This is a genomic window from Streptomyces sp. AMJ-169, from assembly GCF_055597585.1.
The window spans coordinates 1-19,123 of record NZ_JBVLTJ010000021.1; the positions used below are offsets into that span (position 1 = coordinate 1).

A 19,123-nucleotide genomic window follows, 5' to 3' on the forward strand; every position below is an offset into this window, starting at 1 on the left:
GTGACAGCGGCCTCGGATCGCTCCGCGATCCAGGCACGGAATTCACTCCGTGAATTCCTAAAAACAGCTAGCTACAGGCCAGCACCGCCTCGCGTTTTCGGTCATCTTCGGATTTCTTAAGAAGTCTTCCAATCAATCGAATTACACACCCCTACTCACGTCTCCCCCGCCGGCTCTCACATTTTTCCGAACTGCTATCACACCATTATCTCCGCGGACACGACGCGCCGCCGCTACGCGGCGGGCAACTACCTTACTCCACAGCCCAATTGGCACGTGCTTATCCGTGACAGCGGCCTCGGATCGCTCCGCGATCCAGGCACGGAATTCACTCCGTGAATTCCTAAAAACAGCTGGCTGCAAGCCAGCATGGCCTCGCGTTTTCGGCTTTGTCCTCCCGAAGCTGCCATGAAGTGACAAGTAGCTCTCCGTAACAGATAGGGGTGCGCTTGTCCGCCTTCAGGGCTGGTACAGCGGTTGGCGCTGAGAATGATCACGGTCGGGGCGTGAGTGCGCTGACTCGGTTCTCGTACTCGCGGCGGGGTGGCGGTGACGCGCATCCAGGTGCGCGGTGCGTACGTCGTCGGTCAGGTCAGGCGGGGCGGCGTCCGCCTTTGTTGCCCTTGGCCTTGGCGGCGCGCAGTCCGTCGTAGGCGAGGTCACGTTGGAGTTCACCGGCGGCAAGGGTCTGGACCGTGAACTTCACGGTGGACAGCAGCTCGCCGGTGCAAGGGGTGGCAGGCGGTGAGGAACGCGCCGTCGTGGATGTGCAGGGCGAGACGGTCGCGGTGGATGTGCTGGGTGCCGCGTACGAGGCGGAACATCTCGGAGAGGTGGACGGTGTCACCGGGTCGCGCGTAGGGGGCCGAGGAGGAGGGGCACCCGCTAAAGAACAAGATTACGACATGTTCATTAACAAAGTGAGCCGCGAGAGGGCTTCACCGAGGGCTCGTTCAGATCGTCGATAGCGTCTCAAGTCCGCCACGGGGAAAGGGAATTGAGGCAGGACCGCGTAGCCGGCTCCGGTACGGACACCGCAGTTCGCCCGCTGTCTCCTGGCTGCGGGCCGTTGTTACTGTCGGCGGTGTGACCGTTCACTCCCTGACAGGCCAGGACGCCATGAGCGTTGCCGACTCCTATCCGCTCGGAGCCGGGACCACGCTCGCCGAACTCACCCGGGACCCGCACGCGCGACTGGCTCTGCTCCGTGCGCAGGAGCCGGTGTCCTGGCTCCCTGAGCTGGGCGGCTGGCTGGTGACCCGTCGTGACCTCGCGCTGAGCGTGATGAAGGACGCAGAGACCTTCACCGTGGACGACCCCCGCTTCTCCACGGGGCAGGTCGTCGGCCCCAGCATGCTGTCTCTCGACGGGGACCATCACACCCGGCACCGCGAGCCCTTCACCGCTCCCTTCCGCCCCCGGGCCGTGCGGGACGGTTTCGCCCCGTTCATCGAGCAGGAGACCGGCCGGCTCATCGCCGCGCTGCCGCCGACGGGCGCCGCCGACCTGCGACGCGCCTTCGCCGGACCTCTCGCGGCCGCTGTCGTGACCGAGGCCCTGGGGCTGGCCGGCGCCACCGTGGACACGGTGCTCGCCTGGTACGACTCCATCGTGCAGTCGGTCGCGGACATCACCGCGGGCCAGGAAGCCGGACCTGCGGGCATCGAGGCGTACGCGCAGCTGCGCCGCGCGGTGGAAGTCACCGTCGCCGACCGGAACGTCTCCTCCCTCCTCGGCTCGGCCGCCGGACAGCTCGCGGTGTCCGAAGTGGCGTCGAACGCCGCGGTGCTGATGTTCGGAGGCATCGAGACCACCGAGGCGATGATCACCAACGCGCTCCTGCACCTGCTGCGGCACCCTGACCAACTCGCTCTGGTGAAGGCTGACACGGAGCTGCTGGACGGTGCGATCGAGGAGTCTTTGCGCCTCGAACCCGGTGCGGCTGTCGTGGACCGCTACGCCACCCGGGACACCGTCCTCGGCACGGCCGCGATCCGCCGCGGTGATCTCGTCACCGTCTCCCTGGCGGGGGCCAACCGCGACCCGGCCGTGTACGACGACCCGGACCGGTTCGACATCCGCCGCGAGAACTCACGTCTGCAACTGGCCTTCGCGCACGGACCGCACTACTGCCTCGCCGCCCATCTCGCCCGGCTGGAAGCCCGCATAGCTCTCCAGCGCCTGTTCGAACGTCTTCCCGGCCTGCGACTCGACCCCGACCACTCCGCCGCCCCGCACGGGCTGGTCTTCCGCAAACCCACCGCCCTGTACGTACGGTGGGACCGGCCGGCCTGACCGGACTCCGACCTGACCCGCCACGGCATCCAGACCCGGGAATCGGAGGGCGTGAATTCCTGACGCGGCGGGAAATTTCCCTGCTCCGCAATCTAATTGACACAACGTCAATTAGGCGACGACAGCCTTCGGATCGCGTTCCAGTCGGCTTTCGGATTTCCTCAGGCTCCACTACTTCTCCTCCGCTCCACGGCGACCAACTTCCTTTCTCTACAGCTAAGCTGATGTTCCGTCAGGTCAGCGACGGCGCGAGCGGGTCGGCTCGTTCGGGTCCGCCGCCGGACCGATCCACTCGGCTGGCTCCATGGTGCAGGCCGTCCGGCTTGAGCCGGCGCCGTTGGATTCGTCTTCCAGTAGCGGTTGAGGGATTTCCCCCAGGGTGAGGTGTCCTGGTTCTGGGAGTGAAGGAGAGCGTGGTGCGGCGGTTGTTGGCGTGGTGTGGGCGGGGTGTGCGGGCCTTCGGGCGGAATCTGGTGGTGGGGGCTCAGGTGATGGGGGCACTGGCGCTTGGCTCGGCTGTGCCGCCCGGGGTACTGGAGGCGCCCGAGGCGCCCGATGCGCAAGGGCCCGGGGTCGGGCATCCTGAGCGGATCGCGGGAGACGTGCCCATGCTGCCCGAAGAAGAAGGGTTGTGGGCACAGTTGCGGTGAAGGCGGGGGCGGGGAGTCGTTGCCTTGTGCGGGCGTAAGGAGGTGACTGTGCGGCCCTGTTCTTGTGGGGAGCAGGGCCGGTGGTGGGTCAGAGCAGCGGGGTGAGCGTCTGGTCCACCCCCGCGAGGACCTGGCCGAAGGCCTCGTAGCCGACGGCCGAGGCGATTCCGCCGTGGCGGGCCGCGGTGTTGGCGTCCCGCCAGATGCGTTGCAGTGGGTGTTTTTCCGCGAAGCTTGCCGCGCCGTGGGCGTTGAGCAGGGTTTGCAGGGCTGTGCAGATGTTTTCGGCCACGTATCCGGCGTCCGCCCGTACCCGTGCCCGTTCGAACATGCTCAGGTGTTCGGCTCGGGCCGCCGCGCGGTCGATGTCGTCGGCCGCGCGGTAGGCGTGCAGGTGCGCGGTGTCGATGCGCAGGGCGGCTTCGGCGAGCTGGAGCTGGAACGCGGCCGAGTCGGCCTGGCGGGTGTGGATCGTGTAGGGGATCGCTTTTGTCGCGGCTCTCCCGCGGACGAGGCTCAGTGCGGCTCTCGCCATGCCCAGGTGGGCGGAGGTCAGGGTGAGGGCGAGGACGGAACCCAGGTTGGAGCGGTACAGGGCGCTCTCGGGATGTGCCCCGACGTTCCCGCCCGCCAGGGCCGCCGTGACCGACGTGACCCGGTGCCGGGGGACGAAGACGTCCTCGGCGACCACGCAGTTGCTGCCGGTGGCGCGCATGCCGGTGGTGAACCAGGTGTCCTCGACCGTGAACTCCGGGCGCGGGACGAACGCGACCGCCTGGCCGGCGGTTTCGCCGGCCTCGTCCGTCAGAGGGATGCCGAGGCAGGCCCAGGTCGCGTGGCGGGAACCGGAGGCGTAATACCAGCGGCCGCTGACCCGCCAGCCGCCCCCGACCCTCCGGCTGCGGGCCGTCGGCGCCAGAACCCCGCACAACAACGGGTCCGACGTCGTGGTGTGGATCTCCTCCTGCGCCTCTTCGGGACAGAGACCGAGGAGGAAACCGTGGGTGTTGTAGATCGTAGTCACCCAGGCCGCGCTGGCGTCGGCCTCGGCGATCGCCGAGGTGACGTCCAGCCAGGTGCGTACCGGGGACTCGTAGCCGCCGAGGCGGGTGGGGGTGGCCAGGCGGAACATGCCCGCCTCGGTGAGGGCGGAGACGACCTCGTCGCAGAGGTGGCGCCGGGTGTCGGCATGGGGCGCGTGTTCGGTGAGGAGGGGTTTCAACTCGGTGACGCGGGCGAGGAGTTCAGTGGTCGTGGGGGTGGTCATGTGCGGCTCCTACAGGGGGATCCTGGGGTGAGCGGCTCGGGTCTGCTGTCCGGTCTTCGCCGGGGGCGGGCGCTCCGGCGGCTGGTCATGCCTGAGGCCAGGACTCGCGGGACCCGGCGTCGTCCAGCCGGGCGTCGTGGAGCCGGGCCAAGCCGTCGAGGAGGAGGTCGAGGCCGAAGGAGAACTCCTCCTTCAGTGGGAGCGCGGCTGCGGTGGTGGCCAGTTCCGGGTTCGTGCCGTCGGCCGTCCCCGGCCCGTCTGAGTCCGTCCCGATCTGTATGGCGAACCCGAGGACGTAACGGGACAGGGCCGCGTACGCGTGCCCGGCCGTGCGCGGCGGGAAGCCTGCCTCCAGGAGGACTCCGACGCAGTGCTCCCGCAGCGCCAGCGCGTTCGGGCCCGGCGGGATCTGTTCCGCCAGCAGGCGGGCCGCGTTGCGGTGCCCGGCCAGCGCGGCGGACATCGCGTGCGCGGCCGTCCGCAGCGCCCCCTGCCAGCCCAACGCCCGCAGTTCGGCGCCGTCCAGCCGGATCTCGGCGAACATGCGGTCCACGACATGGGCGACCAGCGCCGCGCGGTTGTCGAAATGCCGGTACAACGTCGCCGTACCCGAACCCAGACGCTGGGCCAGCGTCCGCATCGACAAGGCGTCGGCGCCCTCCTCGTCCACAAGCCGGAGGGCGGTCGCCACGATGCGTTCCAGGGGGACGGGAGGGCGTCCTGGGGAACGTCTGGGGGATGCCGCGTCTGCGCCTGCTGCCATCGGGTGTTCCACCTCCTCGCCGCGCACCATAACAACAACAACGTATCCAATATCAGACGCGAGGCGGGGCGCGGTGCGCGTGTGGTCCTCGGTCGGCTCGTGGCCGTCCTTTCCGGGCTGGTCGGAGATGTGCTGTTGCGCTTGGGCCATCTGGAGGTGTTGTCGGCGGGGGAACGGGAAATGCTGCGGACAGGGCCGGCGGATCCGATGCGGAATCCGCCCTTTCCGGATCGTCCGCCGGCCTCCGTCGGGAGGGGTCCGGCGGCGCCTCGGAAACCGCCCTCTCCGAGGCCGCCGGCCCCTCTCGTCGAACTCCGCGCCGGTACCGGGCCGTTGGTGGCGCTCGCCTTCCCCGCGGCTGCGGGAGCCGTACACCCTGACGGCAGCGGCCGGAAGACACCCCCGCGACAGTTGAGAATTAAAACGGACACTAGGATTCCGCACGACGATCATGACCAACAGGACGCAGGGAGACGCGGGCCATGGCAGCAGCTGAGGGTGTGGAGCGGTTCGAGGTCAGCCGGGAGGTCGCGGCGTCGCCGGGCCGGATCTTCGCGTTGCTGTGCGAGCCCGAGGGGCATGTGGCGATCGACAGTTCGGGGATGCTCCAGGCGGCGGACGGGGAGCGGGTGCGGGCGGCCGGGGACTCGTTCGTCGTGCACATGGACCGGGAGTCGCTGGGTGACCGGCCGATGGGGCGGTACGACGTGACGGTCGAGATCACCCGCTTCGAGCAGGACACCCTGATCGAGTGGACGCCGACGTCCGGGACGTTCAAGCCGGACGTCAACCACCACTACGGGTACCTGCTGAAGCCCTCGGAGACCGGCACGCTCGTCACGTCGTACTACGACTGGAGCCAGATCCACGAGCGCTACCGTTCGGCCGGTGTGTTCCCGATTCTCCAGGAGTCGGCGCTCAGGGCGACGCTGGGGATTCTGGCGCGGACGGTGGAGAAGCCGCAGGCCTGAGCTCGGGGGTCAGCGGGCCTCGGGGAAGACGTCCGCGCCGAAGACGACCGTCCAGGCGTTGATCCTGCGGTCGGCCACGACGCCTTCGGTCTGGAAGGGGTCCTTGTCGGCGAGTTCCGCGACCCGGTCGGCGGAGGGGACGTCAAAGACGAGGAGGCCGCCGGCCGGGCCCGGGTCCGCGAGGGGGCCGGCGACGACGAGTTCGCCGCTGGCCAGGAGGGTGTCGAGGTAGGCGCGGTGGGCGGGGCGGTGGGCGGTGACGAGGTCGGTGTCGTCGGTGTAGGTGTAGACGAGGGCGAAGTGCGGCACGGGTGGGGCTCCTGTCGGCGGGGGTCGGTCTTGCTGGTCCGGCGCCAGCAAGGTACCGCCCGGTGCCGGGGAGATCCATAATCGAGGGGCCAGACGCGAACAGGCGGCCGGCAGGTCACGGCCTGCCCGGGCCGGTCTTCAGGAGGACACCGTGAAGATGCTCATCAACGTGCCGGAGACGGTGGTCGCCGACGCGCTGCGGGGGATGGCCGCCGCGCATCCCGAGCTGGTCGTGGACGTCGACAACCGGGTGATCGTGCGGCGGGACGCTCCGGTGGCCGGGAAGGTGGGGCTGGTCTCCGGGGGCGGGTCGGGGCACGAGCCGCTGCACGGCGGGTTCGTCGGGCCGGGGATGCTGTCGGCGGCCTGTCCGGGTGAGGTGTTCACGTCGCCGGTGCCGGATCAGATGGTGCGGGCGGCGGCGGCCGTGGACAGCGGGGCCGGGGTGCTGTTCGTCGTGAAGAACTACACCGGGGACGTCCTGAACTTCGACATGGCCGCCGAGCTGGCCGAGGACGAGGGTATTCAGGTGGCGAAGGTGCTGGTCGACGACGATGTGGCGGTGACCGACAGCCTGTACACGGCGGGGCGGCGCGGGACCGGGGCGACGCTGTTCGTGGAGAAGATCGCGGGCGCGGCGGCCGACGAGGGGCAGCCGCTGGAGCGGGTCGAGGCGGTCGCGCGGCGGGTCAACGCCGCTTCGCGCAGTTTCGGGGTCGCGTTGAGCGCGTGCACGACCCCGGCGAAGGGCAGCCCGACGTTCGATCTGCCGCCGGGTGAGCTGGAGCTGGGTGTCGGTATCCATGGCGAGCCGGGGCGGGAGCGGCGGCCGATGATGACGTCCCGGGAGATCGCCGACGTCGCCGTCCACGCGATCCTCGACGACATCGCGCCGCGCAATCCGGTGCTGGTGCTGGTCAACGGGATGGGGGCGACGCCGTTGCTGGAGCTGTACGGGTTCCACGCGGAGGTGCGGCGGGTGCTCGGCGAGCGGGGGGTGGCCGTGGCGCGCACGCTGGTCGGGAACTATGTGACGTCCCTCGACATGGCGGGGGCCTCGGTCACCCTGTGTGAGATCGACGAGGAGTTGCTGCGGCTGTGGGACGCGCCGGTGAAGACGGCCGCCCTGCGCTGGGGCATGTGAGTCCACCCGTCACTCGTCCCTCTTGGAGTTGCTGTGCTCGACGCCGATTTCTTCCGCCGCTGGCTGACCGTGGCCGCCGTCTCCGTGGACCGTGAGGCGGACCGGCTGACCGAGCTCGACTCGCCGATCGGCGACGCCGACCACGGCAGTAATCTGCGGCGCGGTTTCACGGCCGTGTCCGCCGCCCTGGAGAAGGATCCGCCTACGACACCGGGGGCGGTGCTCCAGCTCGCCGGGCGGCAGTTGATCTCCACCGTCGGCGGGGCCTCGGGTCCGCTGTACGGGACGCTGCTGCGCGCTGCCGGCAAGGCTCTCGGGAACGCGCCCGAGGTGAGCGAGGCGGAGTTCGCCGGCGCGCTGCGGGCCGGGGTGGAGGCGGTGATGCGGCTGGGCGGGGCGGTGCCGGGCGACAAGACGATGATCGACGCGCTGGTGCCGGCCGTCGAGGCGCTGGACGCCGGGTTCGCGGCGGCGGGCGCGGCGGCCGAGGAGGGGGCGCTGGCGACGATTCCGTTGCGGGCGCGCAAGGGGCGCGCGAGCTATCTCGGTGAGCGCAGTGTCGGGCATCAGGATCCGGGGGCTACGTCGGCGGCGTTGCTGGTCGGCGCGCTGGCCGGAGCCGGGGGTGGGCTGTCGTGACGGACCTCGTGGGCATAGTTCTCGTCTCGCACAGCTCCGCCGTCGCGGTGGCCGTCGCCGAGCTGGCCGTGCAGCTGACCGGCGGTGCCTCGGCGGTGCCCGTGGTCGCGGCCGGGGGTGATCCCGAGGGCGGGCTGGGGACCAGTGCCGAGCTGATAGTGGCGGCGGCGCGGGCGGCGGACCGGGGTGCGGGGGTCGCCGTCCTCGCGGATCTGGGGAGTTCCGTGCTCACCGTCAAGGCGTTGCTGGAGGACGAGGAACTCCCGGCCGGGACACGGCTGTTGGACGCCCCGTTCCTGGAGGGGGCCATCGCCGCGGCCGTGACGGCGTCGGCGGGGGCGGACCTCACGGCGGTGGAGCGGGCCGCTCAAGAGGCGTACGGCTACCGGAAGGTCTGAGTTCATCAATGGGGTGGTGCTGCCGGTGGACGGCGGCTGGTCGGCGGTACGGCACAACTCGCCGTCACGCGGGCTCACTTGGCCTCGCGCACGAACATCCGCGCCAGCCGCTCCCCCACCGCCGCAGTCGCCGCCCGGTCCTCGATCGGCTCGGCGCGCGAGTCCTTGAAGACGATGTACGTCACCCCTGAGTCGACCCCGCCGCCGCGCGGGTCGGCGGGGATGCCGAGGGACTCGGCGGCGGCGTAGGAGGCCTCGCCGATGAGGTCGGCGGGGCCGACGTCGCCGACGACCGCGTAGCTCACCTTGTCCCCGTAGACCACGGCCGCGATCGAACCGCCGTGCACCCCGTCCTTGTCGTGGTCCCACACACGGCTCTTGTCCGGTACGACGATGTAGGGCAGCTCTTCCGCGCTCAGCGGGCGGCCGTCGGACTGCTGGTAGGCGGTGGTGGGCGTGAAGAGGGGGTCGGTGCGCCGGTTGCAGTGCCGGCTCGGACGGCCGTCGCAGTCGATGTCGAGGTCGGCCTTCCAGAAGACGGCGCCCTGGGCGGCGCAGACGGGGACCGTGCGGGGCGCGCCGTCGTCCGTGCGGTAGCGGCCGTGGGAGAGGGGGGCGCACTCCCGGACGCGGGCCAGCAGGTCGGCCGCGCTCACTTCGGTGCCGTGCGGCAGGTCGGCCGGGGTCCGGGGAGCGGCGGGAGTGGTCGGGGCCAGCAGGGCGAGGCTAGCCACGGCCAGGGTCAGCGACTGGGGACGCACGCGGGGAAACCCTCTTCCCTGGGGGACTTTGACGGACACTCAGCTCACCCTGGGGGGCGGTGCAGGACCCGGCCATTCCGAGGGGGCCGAACGGGCATCCGGCCTGGGGGGTACCGTCTCTGACGGTTCGGCAGGTTTCTGGGGTGCGGCGGGTTTCCGGTGGCGGGGCGGGGTTTCCGGCGCCTCGGCAGGTTTCCGGTGCCGGGGCGTTTCTGCTGCCGGGGCAGCGGGCGGGGGCCGGAACCGGCGTGGCCCCGGCCGCCCTGCCTCCTGTGCCGGCGCGGCATCAGCGACGACAGCGAATCCGCGCCGTCGGCACGAACTGCCGACCTGTGAAAGGGAGTTCGGCCGTGAAGGGTTTCAGCGTACGTAACGCCCGCGGCGGCCCATGTCCGGCCCCCTTCACCCCGCGCCCGGCCCCTCCTCCTTGTTCTTCTTGCGCCGTCCGATGGAATCCGTCACCTGCCCGGCGGCGGCCGGGGTGCGGGCCGGGGCCGGGGCGCGTTGGCTCGGCGGAGGTGGTGCGGGCGTACCCGACCCGCGGCGGCGTGTGCCGCCGACCGTGCCGCCGGGAGGGCAGCGATGCGCACTACCCAGCTTCTGCTCCGCTCGACCGCCGCGGCGGCCGGCGCCGGGCTGCTCGCCGCCGGGCCGGCCTTCGCCGCCGGGATCTCGGTGAGCACGACGGGGTCCACGGTGTCGGTGGTGACGAGCACCTGCACCACCCAGGTGAACGGCGCCTACGGCACCGCCTCCCTGCTGACCAGCAGCCAGACGAGCTTCGGCCAGGGCCGGCAGATCACGCTGTCGGGGACGACGGTCAGCCAGTCGGCGGCCTGGAACAGCGTCAGCCAGGGCACGTACACGGTGATGGTGCGCTGCGCGAACGGCACGAACGCGGGGACCCAGACGGTGATCGCCTCCGGCAGGAACGTCACCCCGAGGATCTCGGCGACGTCCACTCCGACCCGGGGGGTCCTGGGCGGTCTCGGGGGCACCGTCCAGAGTTACGGTCCGCTCACCCTCGCGGCGGGCGGGGCGCTGACCGGGGCGGGGGTGCTGTCGGCGGCCTGGTTCCTGCGCCGGCGCAGGCGGCCGTACCGGCTCTAGCCGGCCGCTTCCGCAGCTCAGCCGCCCGCCCTCAGGTCACCGGTTCGCCAGCAGTACATGCAGTTCCCGTTCCTGGTCCCCCGAGGCCCCGGCCAGGTCTCGCACCGTGAACAGGGAGTCGAGGGTCGAGCGCAGCCGTTCCACGGCCCAGTAGCCGCCCTGCGCGTCGGCCTCGACGGTCGCGGTGAGTCTGGCGGGCGGCGGGCAGCTGTGGGCGTCGGTGACCTCGAAGGTGCCGAGCCAGACCATGGGCCGTGTCTCGTGCAGCCGGCGCGGTACGTCGTCCACGCCCCGGTCGGACGCGAAGCACGCGCACAGCGTGTCGAACACGACCCGGGCGTCTTCCTCGCTGCATCCGCCGATCTCGACGGAGACGGGCTCCTCGTGCATCGTGATCACTTCTCTCCTGGACGGGTGGCGCGGTCACGCGTACCGCGCCACACCACCAGGGAACCACCGCGCGGCGCGGCTAGCTCTTCGTGAAGCGGTAGGTCTTGCTGTCGGTGAGCACGCAGATGCCGGGTGAGATGACGATCACGCGCAGGGTGCCGGTGCGGCGGTCGTAGTCGATGCCCTCGACCTCGAAGGTGCCGGAGCAGCCGCTGCGCAGGGGCAGCTGGCGCAGGGCGGTCACATGTCCCGTCACGTTCGAGGTACCGCTGACCTGGGCCGAGAGGTCGACCTGGAGGAGTGGCTTGGTCATGCCGAAGAGGGTGCCGGCGGGGTCGTCCGAGGCGCACAGGAGGGTCGTCGGGCCGGAGAAGTCGCAGCCCTGGACGTCACGTACGGGGTGGTCGAGGTTGACGGTGGTCACCCAGGGGAGGTTCGCCGACGGGGACGTGGCGGGGTTGATGCCCGGGGTCGGGAAGACCAGGAAGCGGGTCATGGTGCCCCACTCCCCCGCGAGCATCCACTGGCCGTCGGGTGAGATCGCCACCCAGGAGTTGTTGAGGGCCTCGCCGGAGCCGAGCGCGTGGACGTACTCGGACCAGGCGCCGCCGGGCGACTGGACGCGGAACATCTTGGCGGCGCCGGAGTCGCGCTGGTAGGGCTCGATGTAGGTGCCGTCGTAGGCGGCGTCGGGGTCGCCGACGTGGTTCCAGCCCCGGATGCCGACGCTCAGCGGGATGGTGCCGATGCCGGTGTAGCGGTTGGGGCTGTTCGCGGGGACCTCGACGGAGGCCAGGCCCTGGCTCTCGGTCAGCGGGTCGGCGCGGTCGGAGCCGATCTCGGTCCAGGTGTCGGCGGCCGACGCGGGGAGTGCGGGGAGCAGTGCGAGGGCCGCGGCGGTGGCGAACGTCAGCAGGGCGGCACGGACGCGGGCGGCGCGGGTGGGGCGCACGGGCATGAGGGCCTACTCCTGGGTAGGGAGGGGGTTCGGCGGACCAGTGTGTCGGCTCGGCGGTGGCGTGTACAGACCGACTCCATGGCCAACAGGCGAACGGGGAAAGCGAGTTGGGTTCAGCCGCTATCCCAGCACCCCCACCACGACGTGCGCGTACCGCTCCTCGTCGTACGCCACCCGGGTCGTGAGCCTCGCGCGGTGGAACTCCTCGACGGCCGCCGGGGTCTGGCGTTCGCTGGTCTCGACGAGGAGGCAGCCGCCGGGGGCGAGCCACTGCGGGGCGGCGGCGGTGACGCGGCGCAGGACGTCGAGGCCGTCGGTGCCGCCGTCGAGGGCGGTGAGCGGTTCGTGGTCGCGGGCCTCGGGCGGGAGGAGGGCGACCTCTCCGGTGGGGACGTAGGGGACGTTCGCGGCGAGGATGCCGACGCGTCCGCGCAGGCGCGGGGGCAGGGCGTCGTACAGGTCGCCGTGGTGGACCTGGGCGCCGAGCGGTTCCAGGTTGCGGCGGGCGCAGGTCACGGCGGCCGGGTCGACGTCGGCGGCGTGCAGTTCGAGCGGGTGCAGGGCGGAGGCGAGGGCCGCGCCGACGGCGCCCGAGCCGCAGCACAGGTCGACGGCGAGGGTGGCGTCCGGCGCGGTGGCGAGGGCCTGTTCGACGAGGAACTCGGTGCGCCGGCGGGGGACGAAGACGCCGGGGGCGACGAGGACGCGCAGGCCGTGGAACTCGGCCCAGCCGACGACGACTTCGAGGGGTTCGCCGGCGGCGCGGCGGGCGGCGAGGGCGGCGGCCTCGGCCGGGGTGCGGGCGGTTTCGAGGATCAGGGCGGCCTCGTCCTCGGCGAAGACGCAGCCGGCGGAGCGCAGCAGGGAGACGACGGTCTCGGGGAACGACATGGGTGGGGCGGGGCCTTTCGGGGAGCGTGTGGCGCTCGCCTACGGCCTGCGGCCCGCGCGGGCGGAGGGGAGCACCTGTGATGACACCGCGGTGATGGGTCCCACCTCCTCGACTCCGGCTTCCTTGCACTTGAGCGGTCACCCTATCCCAACGCCCGGTGGGCGCGCCCCCGATACCCGGTTGTACTGTGCAACGAGAGGTGAAGGAGGACCGGTGACCGTGACGTCGGCCGAGGCCGTGGAGACCATCCAGCGTGAGATGACGGCGTTCGCCCGCCGGGCCAGAGCGACGGCCGGGCGGATGCATCCGGAGCTGTCGCTGGTGTCGTACACGCTGCTGGGGCATCTGGAGGAGAACGGGGGGTGCCGGGCGACGGATCTGGCCGCGCACTACGGGCTCGACAAGTCGACGGTCAGCCGGCAGGTCACGGCGCTGGAGCGGGCGGGGCTGATCGAGCGCCGGCCCGACCCGGACGATCTGCGGGTGCAGCTGCTGGAGCTGACCCGCAGCGGGCGGCGCATCCTGGCCCAGGTCACCGAGAGCCGCCGGGCGGCGTTTCGCGAGCGGCTCGCGCAGTGGCCCCGGGAGGATCTGGAGCGGTTCGCCGAGTACCTGGTCCGTTACAACGCGTGGACCGAGGGCGCGGAATTCGATGACAGTCGTACGATGGCCTGATCCCCGCCGACCGCAGCGCCCCGAAGGAGTCACCGTGGCCCGCCCCCGCACCGCCGCCCGGACGATAGAGCACCCCGATCTCGCGGACGTCTCGCTCCAGCAGCTGATGGAGGCGCTCGCCGATCCGGTGCGCCGTTCGCTGGTGTGCCAGCTGGCGGCGGCCGAGGGGGAGCTGAGCTGCGGGACGTTCGAGGCGCCGGTGTCGATCTCGACGCTCACGCATCATTTCAACGTGTTGCGGGAGGCGGGGGTGCTGCGGCAGTACTACGTGGGCACGGCGAAGATGAACGCGCTGCGCGGCGAGGAGATGCAGGAGCGCTTCCCGGGGCTGCTGGCGGCGGTGCTGGGGGCGGCGGCGGGCGAGAAGGGCTGACCTCCCGGGACGGCTGAGGGTCTCAACTCCCGTACACGCGTTCCCGGTTGCCGAAACCGTGCGCCCCCGCGCCTCCTCCCGCCCCCCGTGACCTGGCAACGCGCCCGACCACCGTTCACGCCCGCGCCGAGTGGGGCATGCTCGGACCACGCGCACCCGGCGTCGCGGGGCGCGGTCGCAGCCGAGGAGTGGAGGGGGAAGCCGGACATGGAGCTGTGGAGGCACGAGGAGTTCGGGTCGTCCCACGAGGGGTACGCCGGCGCGGTGCTCGCCGACGGCAGTGAACCCAAGCCGGTCTACCTGGACTTCGGCTCCAGCGCCGAGAGCATCGTGGAGACGAGCCAGTGGTGGGCGTACGACGGGCGGCTGGGCCGGCCGCTCGCGGCGGGGTTCCGGGCCGCCTGCGGCTGCGGCTGGCGCGGTCCGGTGCACGGCGTCGACCGGGAGGGGGCGGGCGCGCGGGAGCCGGCCGAGCTGGACACGCAGGCGGCGCTGGACGACTGGGGTGAGCACATGGAGGCGGTGGAGCGGCGGACGATCCCGCTGCCGGAGGAGCTGTCGGACACGATCGGCCGGTTGCAGGAGCAGCTGGCGTCGCTCGCCGATCAGGCGCCGGTGTCGGCGCTGCGGGCGGTGGGGGCGCTGGAGCGGCTGACGAGGTCGGTGGCGCAGGAGGCGGCTTACGCGGTGGAGGACGAGGAGCCGTCGTGGGACACGGTCGGCACCGCGCTGGGGCTGAGCGCCGACCGGGCCCGCTCGCTCACCTTCCACTATCTGATGCGGTCCTGAACGACTCCCTTGCGGGGCAAGGCAGTTACTGCACCTCCAGGGGGTGGACGCCGGTCCACCAGTTGCCCGGGGCCTCGGGGTCGCGGCTGGTCCAGTACTCCACGATCGCGGCGGTGAACTCCTCGTAGGAGAGCGTGCCGTCGCCGTCGCGGTCGAGGCGGCGGAAGGCGACGTTGGCGCGGTCGCGGCCGAGGGTCGGGAAGTGGCCCTGGTGGAAGGCGAAGAACTCGTGGGCGTCGACGCGGCCGTCGGCGTCGGCGTCCGCGACGGAGAGGTAGAGCTCGGCGAGCCGGCCGACGGTCGCGGCGGCGGCCTGCGGGTCGTCGGCGAGGGTGCGGGTGGAGGTGATGAACTCCTCGCGGGTGATCGCCTCGGCGGCGCCCGCGTGCGGCTGGTGCAGCTCGCGCCAGATGGTGACGTAGCCGTCGACGATCGTGCGTTCGGCCTCGGACTCCGGCGCGTGGCCGAGGGCGCGGGCCGATGCCTCTCCCATGAGGATGTGGTCGACCTCGGTGAGGCGGCCGTCGCCGTCGGCGTCGAGGTGGTCGAAGCCGCGGGCGATCTTCATGGTCAGCAGGTCGTCGTTCAACGGGAACCCCTCTGTCTGTTCGGCGGCCTCCGGATGGCCGCGACCAGCATCGCGCGGGGTCTCAGGGCGGGAGCCGGATCACCGGTCCCGTTCACCCTTACGGGGCGGCGCTCCGGTGGTGCCGCGCACCACCAGCTTGGGGTCCAGGACCGCTTCCCTGGGCTCCAGCCGTTCGTCCTCCAGGCGTTCGACGGCGTAGCGGACGGCGTGCCCGGCCATCGCGGCGGCGTCCTGGCGGACGGTGGTGAGGCCGAGGGGCATGAGGTGGGAGAGGTGGCTGTCGTCGTAGCCGACGACGGACAGGTCCCGGGGGACCTCCAGGCCGCCGCGGGTGAGGGTCATCAGCAGGCCCATCGCGCAGCGGTCGTTGCCGGCGAGGACGGCCGTCGGCAGGGGGCGGCCCCGGTCGCGTTCGGCGAGCAGCATGCGGCCGGCCTCGATGCCGGAGCGTTCGGTGTGGTCGCCGGGGACGATCCGCAGGTCGGCCTCCAGGCCGTGGCGGCGCATGGCGGCGCGGTAGGCGCGGCGGCGTTCGGCGGAGCCGGGGCCGCGTCCGCCGTCGATGTGCAGGACGGCGCGGTGGCCGAGGGCTGCGAGGTGGTCCATGGCGAGGCGGACGCCCTTGCCCTCGGCGGTGTGGACGCTGTCCACGCGCGCGTGGCGTACTTTGCGGCCGACACAGACGGCGACGGTGCGCCGGCCGAGGGCGTCGAGGTCGGCGGGTTCGGCGGCGGGGCCGAGGAGGACGACGGCCTCGCAGCGGTGGGCGAGCAGGGCCTCGACGGCTTTGTCCTCGGCGCGGCCGGGGGCGGTGGCCGACAGCAGGACGTCGTAGCCGAGGCGTTCGGCCTCGGGGTAGATCGCCTCGACCAGGTCGGCGTGGAAGGGCTGGTGGACCGTGAGGAGGACGCCGAGGGTGCGGCTGCGGCCCCGGGCGAGCAGCCGGGCCGCGTGGTCGAGGCGGTAGCCCATCTCCTCGGCGACGCGCAGGACCCGGTCGCGGGTCTCCTGGCTCGCCCCTGGCTGATGGCGGAAGACGATCGAGACGAGTGCCCGCGAGACCCCCGCCTTCTCGGCCACGTCCGCCATCGTCGGCCGCTTGCCCGCTGTCACCGCTGTGCCCACCACCCTTCGACGTCGCCCACTGTACGTCCTCGGCCGCAGGGGTCCGGACGGGCGCATCTCCCGGTGACGACCTATTGACATGACATTTGAGCAGGGTTGATCGTACTTCCGTAGAGCGCTCTAGTAGAGCGCGGCAGGCCATCGGAAGGACGTGTGACATGACCGTACGTGTAGGGGTCATCGGCGCCGGCTGGATCGGCAAGGAGCACATCCGGCGCCTCACCCGCATCGTCTCCGGCGCCCGCGTCACCGCGGTCACCGACATCGACCCGGCCCGCGCCGAGGAGGCGGCGGCGCCGGTCGGGGCCCGGGTGCTGCCGGACGGGGCGGCCGTCGTCGCGGCGGACGACGTGGACGCCGTCCTCGTCACCTCCTGGGGTCCGACCCACGCCGAGCACGTCCTGGCCGCCGTCGCGGCCGGCAAGCCGGTGTTCTGCGAGAAGCCCCTGGCCACGACCGCCGAGGACTGCCTCAGGATCGTCGCGGCGGAGCAGGCGCACGGCCGCCGTCTGGTCCAGGTCGGCTTCATGCGCCGCTACGACGCCGGGTACCGCCAGCTGAAGGAGGTTCTGGAGTCGGGGCGGATCGGGGAGCCGCTGATCGTGCACTGCGCGCACCGCAATCCGAGCGTCCCCGACACCTACTCCTCCGCCATGGCGGCGCTGGACACGGCCGTGCACGAGGTGGACGTCCTGCGCTGGCTCCTGGCCGACGAGATCGTCTCCGCCCAGGTCGTCGTCCCGCGCGCCACGAGCAGGCGGGCCGCGCATCTGAAGGACCCGCAGATCATGCTCTTCGAGACGGCCAAGGGGGTGCGCATCGACCTGGAGGTGTTCGTCAACTGCCGCTACGGCTACGACATCCAGTGCGAGGCCGTCGGTGAGGACGGCACCGTACGGCTGCCGGACCCGGCGGCGGTGAGCGTGCGTACCTCGGGGCAGCGGACTTCGGCTGTGCCCACCGACTGGGTCGAGCGGTTCCGGGCCGCCTTCGACACCGAGTTCCGTGAGTGGGTCGCGGGGGTCGCCGCCGGACAGGAGCCTTCGGGGCCCTCCGCCTGGGACGGCTACGCCGCGACCGTCATCACCGCCGCGACCGTCGAGGCCCTGGAGTCCGGCCGCGTCGTCGCCACCGGCCTCAAGCCCCGTCCCGCCTTCTACGCAGACACCGCGTTCCACGGAGGCACCGCGTGAAGATCGCCCTCGACCCGTACATGTTCCGCGCGCCGCCGCTGGACGCCGTGGTCGGTACGGTCGCCGAACTCGGCTACGCGTAGATCGAGTTGTCGCCGCGCGCCGACTTCATGCCGTTCTTCCTGCACCCGCGTGCGGACGACGCGCGGATCGCGGAGCTGATGCGCTGCGCCGGTGACCGGCTCCGGCACGTGCACATCGCCGACACCTTCGGCCACAACTTCCCCACAGGTCGCACGAGTTCGTGCCGCGACCATTGACGCGGGCATCTCCAGACCCTACTTTCTGACCGATTTCCCGAACCATGTTCGAAATGTCGGCCAGCCTTTTGAGGTCACAGCCCCCTTTCACAGCCCCCGGAGACCACAGATGAGCGCACTCCCCCGCCTCTCCCGCCGCTCCCTCCTCGCCGCCGGCGCCGCCGTGCCCGTCGCGCTGACGGTGGGCGCCGGCACCGCGCAGGCCGCCGACTCGGCGTACGCGATGGTGTACTTCACCGAGTCGACGAACCTCGGCGACGGCACCGACTACGGGCTGCATCTGGCGGTCAGCCCGGACGGGCTGAACTGGACGCCGCTGAACCAGAACGACCCCCTCGTCACCCCCACCGAGGGCGCGGGCGGGCTGCGCGACCCGTTCGTGCTGCGCAGGCAGAGCGGCGGGTTCGTCGTCCTCGCCACCGACCTCAAGGGCACCGACTGGAGCTACAACAGCCAGTACATCCATGTCTGGGACTCCGCCGACCTCCGGACGTTCACCGGGTACCGGCGGCTGAAGCTGCACGACATGACGACGCACAGCTGGGCGCCGGAGGCGTTCTGGGACGCGGGGCGCGGCCAGTACGCGGTGATCTACTCGGCCGTCAACTCCAGCGGCCACAACGTCATCATGGTCAACTACACCGCCGACTTCGTGACGGCGTCGGCCCCGCAGGTCTTCTTCGACCCCGGCTACGACGTGATCGACGGTGACATGGCGGTCGGCGTCGGCGGCTACAACTACCTGTACTTCAAGAAGGACCAGACCCTCGTCGGCGCCCGCTCGACGACGCTGGACCCGGGCAGCTTCACGGAGTTCAGCACCGGCGTCGCGCACGGCGGCACGGAGGCGCCGACCCTGGTCAAGTCGCTGACGAACAGCGGCCTTTGGTGGCTGTGGGGGGACACGTACACGCCCAACGGCGTGTTCTACGCCTGGCAGTCCTCCAGCCTGTCCGCCGGGACCTGGACCGCGCTGGACCAGAGGACGTACACGCAGCCGCTCAACTCCAAGCACTGCGGCGTCACCCCGATCACCGGCGCCGAGTACGACAACCTGCTGGCCAAGTGGGGCGCGCCCGCCTGGAACCGGCTCAAGTCGTACAACTACCCGGCGCGTTACGTGCGCCACTCCAACTACGTCGGCCGGATCGACGAGTACCCGGTCGAGCCGTACAAGGACTCCCTGTGGACGCTCGTCCCGGGGCTCGCCGACAGCTCCGGGGTGTCCTTCCGGTCGGTCAACTACCCGGACCGGTATCTGCGGCACTCGAACTATGTCCTCCAACTCGACGTCAACGACGGGACGTCGGCGTTCGCGGGGGACGCGACCTTCTACCGTACGGCGGGGCTCGCGGACGCGAGCTGGGCGTCGTTCCGCTCGTACAACAATCCGACGCGGTACATCCGGCATTACAGCTACGCGCTGCGGATCGATCCGGTCTCCACGGCTACGGAGCAGCAGGACGCGACGTTCCGGGTCGGTTACTAAGGGCTGACGTGGCCGGCGGCTGGTCGGCAGCCTGGTCGGTGGCTCGGGTGGCAGTTCGGGCGGCGGGATCTCGCCTGTCGGAA

The 19,123-nt window shown here is 71.4% G+C and carries 21 protein-coding genes and 1 pseudogene; 13 read left to right on the top strand and 9 right to left on the bottom strand.

The features are described 5' to 3' along the window. Nucleotides 1-1,119: 1,119 nt before the first annotated feature. Nucleotides 1,120-2,295 (top strand): cytochrome P450, encoded by a 1,176-nt coding sequence (locus ACYUD3_RS34920; protein WP_470979497.1) that lies wholly within the window; start codon nucleotides 1,120-1,122, stop codon nucleotides 2,293-2,295. Nucleotides 2,296-2,786: 491 nt separating this feature from the next. Beyond that, nucleotides 2,787-2,945: a DUF6059 family protein gene (locus tag ACYUD3_RS34925; RefSeq protein WP_470979500.1), complete on the top strand. Its 159-nt coding sequence runs from the start codon at nucleotides 2,787-2,789 to the stop codon at nucleotides 2,943-2,945. Nucleotides 2,946-3,033: 88 nt separating this feature from the next. Here ACYUD3_RS34925 and ACYUD3_RS34930 read toward each other — a convergent pair whose 3' ends face one another. After that, on the bottom strand, nucleotides 3,034-4,212 hold the full coding sequence (locus ACYUD3_RS34930; RefSeq protein WP_470979250.1) for an acyl-CoA dehydrogenase family protein: 1,179 nt from the start codon (nucleotides 4,210-4,212) through the stop codon (nucleotides 3,034-3,036). A gap of 85 nt (nucleotides 4,213-4,297) precedes the next feature. Next, nucleotides 4,298-4,975: a TetR/AcrR family transcriptional regulator gene (locus ACYUD3_RS34935; protein WP_470979253.1), complete on the bottom strand. Its 678-nt coding sequence runs from the start codon at nucleotides 4,973-4,975 to the stop codon at nucleotides 4,298-4,300. A 482-nt stretch (nucleotides 4,976-5,457) separates the two neighbouring features. Between ACYUD3_RS34935 and ACYUD3_RS34940 the strand changes: the two genes are divergently transcribed. Further along, a complete protein-coding gene (locus ACYUD3_RS34940; RefSeq protein ID WP_470979256.1) occupies nucleotides 5,458-5,946 on the top strand; it encodes an SRPBCC family protein in 489 nt (162 codons plus the stop codon). 9 nt (nucleotides 5,947-5,955) lie between these two features. Here the strand turns inward: ACYUD3_RS34940 and ACYUD3_RS34945 are convergent, their stop codons facing one another. Then, nucleotides 5,956-6,255: a YciI family protein gene (locus ACYUD3_RS34945; protein WP_470979259.1), complete on the bottom strand. Its 300-nt coding sequence runs from the start codon at nucleotides 6,253-6,255 to the stop codon at nucleotides 5,956-5,958. A gap of 151 nt (nucleotides 6,256-6,406) precedes the next feature. Between ACYUD3_RS34945 and dhaK the strand changes: the two genes are divergently transcribed. The 3 genes from dhaK to ACYUD3_RS34960 are packed head-to-tail and all read left to right on the top strand — an operon-like array spanning nucleotide 6,407 to nucleotide 8,436. Continuing rightward, entirely contained in the window at nucleotides 6,407-7,399 is a 993-nt protein-coding gene (dhaK, locus tag ACYUD3_RS34950; RefSeq protein ID WP_470979262.1) for a dihydroxyacetone kinase subunit DhaK, read from the top strand. 33 nt (nucleotides 7,400-7,432) lie between these two features. After that, nucleotides 7,433-8,038: a dihydroxyacetone kinase subunit DhaL gene (gene dhaL, locus ACYUD3_RS34955; RefSeq protein WP_470979265.1), complete on the top strand. Its 606-nt coding sequence runs from the start codon at nucleotides 7,433-7,435 to the stop codon at nucleotides 8,036-8,038. Then, on the top strand, nucleotides 8,035-8,436 hold the full coding sequence (locus ACYUD3_RS34960) for a PTS-dependent dihydroxyacetone kinase phosphotransferase subunit DhaM (protein WP_470979268.1): 402 nt from the start codon (nucleotides 8,035-8,037) through the stop codon (nucleotides 8,434-8,436). The genes dhaL and ACYUD3_RS34960 overlap by 4 nt, the downstream gene beginning before the upstream one ends. 74 nt (nucleotides 8,437-8,510) lie before the next feature. Here ACYUD3_RS34960 and ACYUD3_RS34965 read toward each other — a convergent pair whose 3' ends face one another. Next, nucleotides 8,511-9,197, bottom strand: coding sequence for a glycoside hydrolase family 75 protein (locus tag ACYUD3_RS34965; protein WP_470979271.1), 687 nt, complete (start codon nucleotides 9,195-9,197; stop codon nucleotides 8,511-8,513). 582 nt (nucleotides 9,198-9,779) lie between these two features. Here ACYUD3_RS34965 and ACYUD3_RS34970 point away from each other — a divergent pair. After that, the gene (locus tag ACYUD3_RS34970) at nucleotides 9,780-10,307 is read left to right on the top strand and encodes a hypothetical protein (protein ID WP_470979274.1); all 528 of its coding nucleotides are present in this window, start codon (nucleotides 9,780-9,782) and stop codon (nucleotides 10,305-10,307) included. A 36-nt stretch (nucleotides 10,308-10,343) separates the two neighbouring features. Here the strand turns inward: ACYUD3_RS34970 and ACYUD3_RS34975 are convergent, their stop codons facing one another. The 3 genes from ACYUD3_RS34975 to ACYUD3_RS34985 form a co-directional block, all read right to left on the bottom strand. Next, nucleotides 10,344-10,697 carry a hypothetical protein gene (locus ACYUD3_RS34975; protein WP_470979503.1) on the bottom strand — a complete coding sequence of 118 codons (354 nt, stop codon included), beginning with the start codon at nucleotides 10,695-10,697 and terminating at the stop codon, nucleotides 10,344-10,346. A gap of 79 nt (nucleotides 10,698-10,776) precedes the next feature. Continuing rightward, the gene (locus ACYUD3_RS34980) at nucleotides 10,777-11,655 is read right to left on the bottom strand and encodes a hypothetical protein (RefSeq protein ID WP_470979277.1); all 879 of its coding nucleotides are present in this window, start codon (nucleotides 11,653-11,655) and stop codon (nucleotides 10,777-10,779) included. Nucleotides 11,656-11,775: 120 nt separating this feature from the next. Further along, on the bottom strand, nucleotides 11,776-12,546 hold the full coding sequence (locus ACYUD3_RS34985; RefSeq protein ID WP_470979280.1) for a putative protein N(5)-glutamine methyltransferase: 771 nt from the start codon (nucleotides 12,544-12,546) through the stop codon (nucleotides 11,776-11,778). Nucleotides 12,547-12,766: 220 nt separating this feature from the next. Between ACYUD3_RS34985 and ACYUD3_RS34990 the strand changes: the two genes are divergently transcribed. From ACYUD3_RS34990 to ACYUD3_RS35000, 3 genes are all read left to right on the top strand, one after another. Next, nucleotides 12,767-13,222, top strand: a complete 456-nt coding sequence (locus tag ACYUD3_RS34990) for a MarR family winged helix-turn-helix transcriptional regulator (protein WP_470979506.1) — start codon at nucleotides 12,767-12,769, stop codon at nucleotides 13,220-13,222. A gap of 34 nt (nucleotides 13,223-13,256) precedes the next feature. Further along, nucleotides 13,257-13,595, top strand: a complete 339-nt coding sequence (locus ACYUD3_RS34995; protein ID WP_470979283.1) for an ArsR/SmtB family transcription factor — start codon at nucleotides 13,257-13,259, stop codon at nucleotides 13,593-13,595. 207 nt (nucleotides 13,596-13,802) lie between these two features. Further along, entirely contained in the window at nucleotides 13,803-14,384 is a 582-nt protein-coding gene (locus ACYUD3_RS35000; protein WP_470979286.1) for a hypothetical protein, read from the top strand. A gap of 25 nt (nucleotides 14,385-14,409) precedes the next feature. On the opposite strand, the gene ACYUD3_RS35005 is transcribed toward ACYUD3_RS35000, so the two are convergent. Then, nucleotides 14,410-14,973, bottom strand: coding sequence for an EF-hand domain-containing protein (locus ACYUD3_RS35005; protein ID WP_470979289.1), 564 nt, complete (start codon nucleotides 14,971-14,973; stop codon nucleotides 14,410-14,412). Between the two features lie 78 nt (nucleotides 14,974-15,051). Then, on the bottom strand, nucleotides 15,052-16,062 hold the full coding sequence (locus ACYUD3_RS35010) for a LacI family DNA-binding transcriptional regulator (RefSeq protein WP_470979509.1): 1,011 nt from the start codon (nucleotides 16,060-16,062) through the stop codon (nucleotides 15,052-15,054). Between the two features lie 194 nt (nucleotides 16,063-16,256). On the opposite strand from ACYUD3_RS35010, the gene ACYUD3_RS35015 reads away from it, so the two are divergent. From ACYUD3_RS35015 to ACYUD3_RS35025, 3 genes and pseudogenes are all read left to right on the top strand, one after another. Next, on the top strand, nucleotides 16,257-17,291 hold the full coding sequence (locus ACYUD3_RS35015; protein ID WP_470979294.1) for a Gfo/Idh/MocA family oxidoreductase: 1,035 nt from the start codon (nucleotides 16,257-16,259) through the stop codon (nucleotides 17,289-17,291). Then, nucleotides 17,288-17,452: pseudogene (locus ACYUD3_RS35020) on the top strand (sugar phosphate isomerase/epimerase); the annotation flags it as partial. The gene ACYUD3_RS35015 and the pseudogene ACYUD3_RS35020, both read left to right, overlap by 4 nt. 208 nt (nucleotides 17,453-17,660) lie before the next feature. Then, nucleotides 17,661-19,040, top strand: coding sequence for a glycoside hydrolase family 43 protein (locus tag ACYUD3_RS35025; protein ID WP_470979299.1), 1,380 nt, complete (start codon nucleotides 17,661-17,663; stop codon nucleotides 19,038-19,040). Nucleotides 19,041-19,123 lie beyond the last annotated feature (83 nt).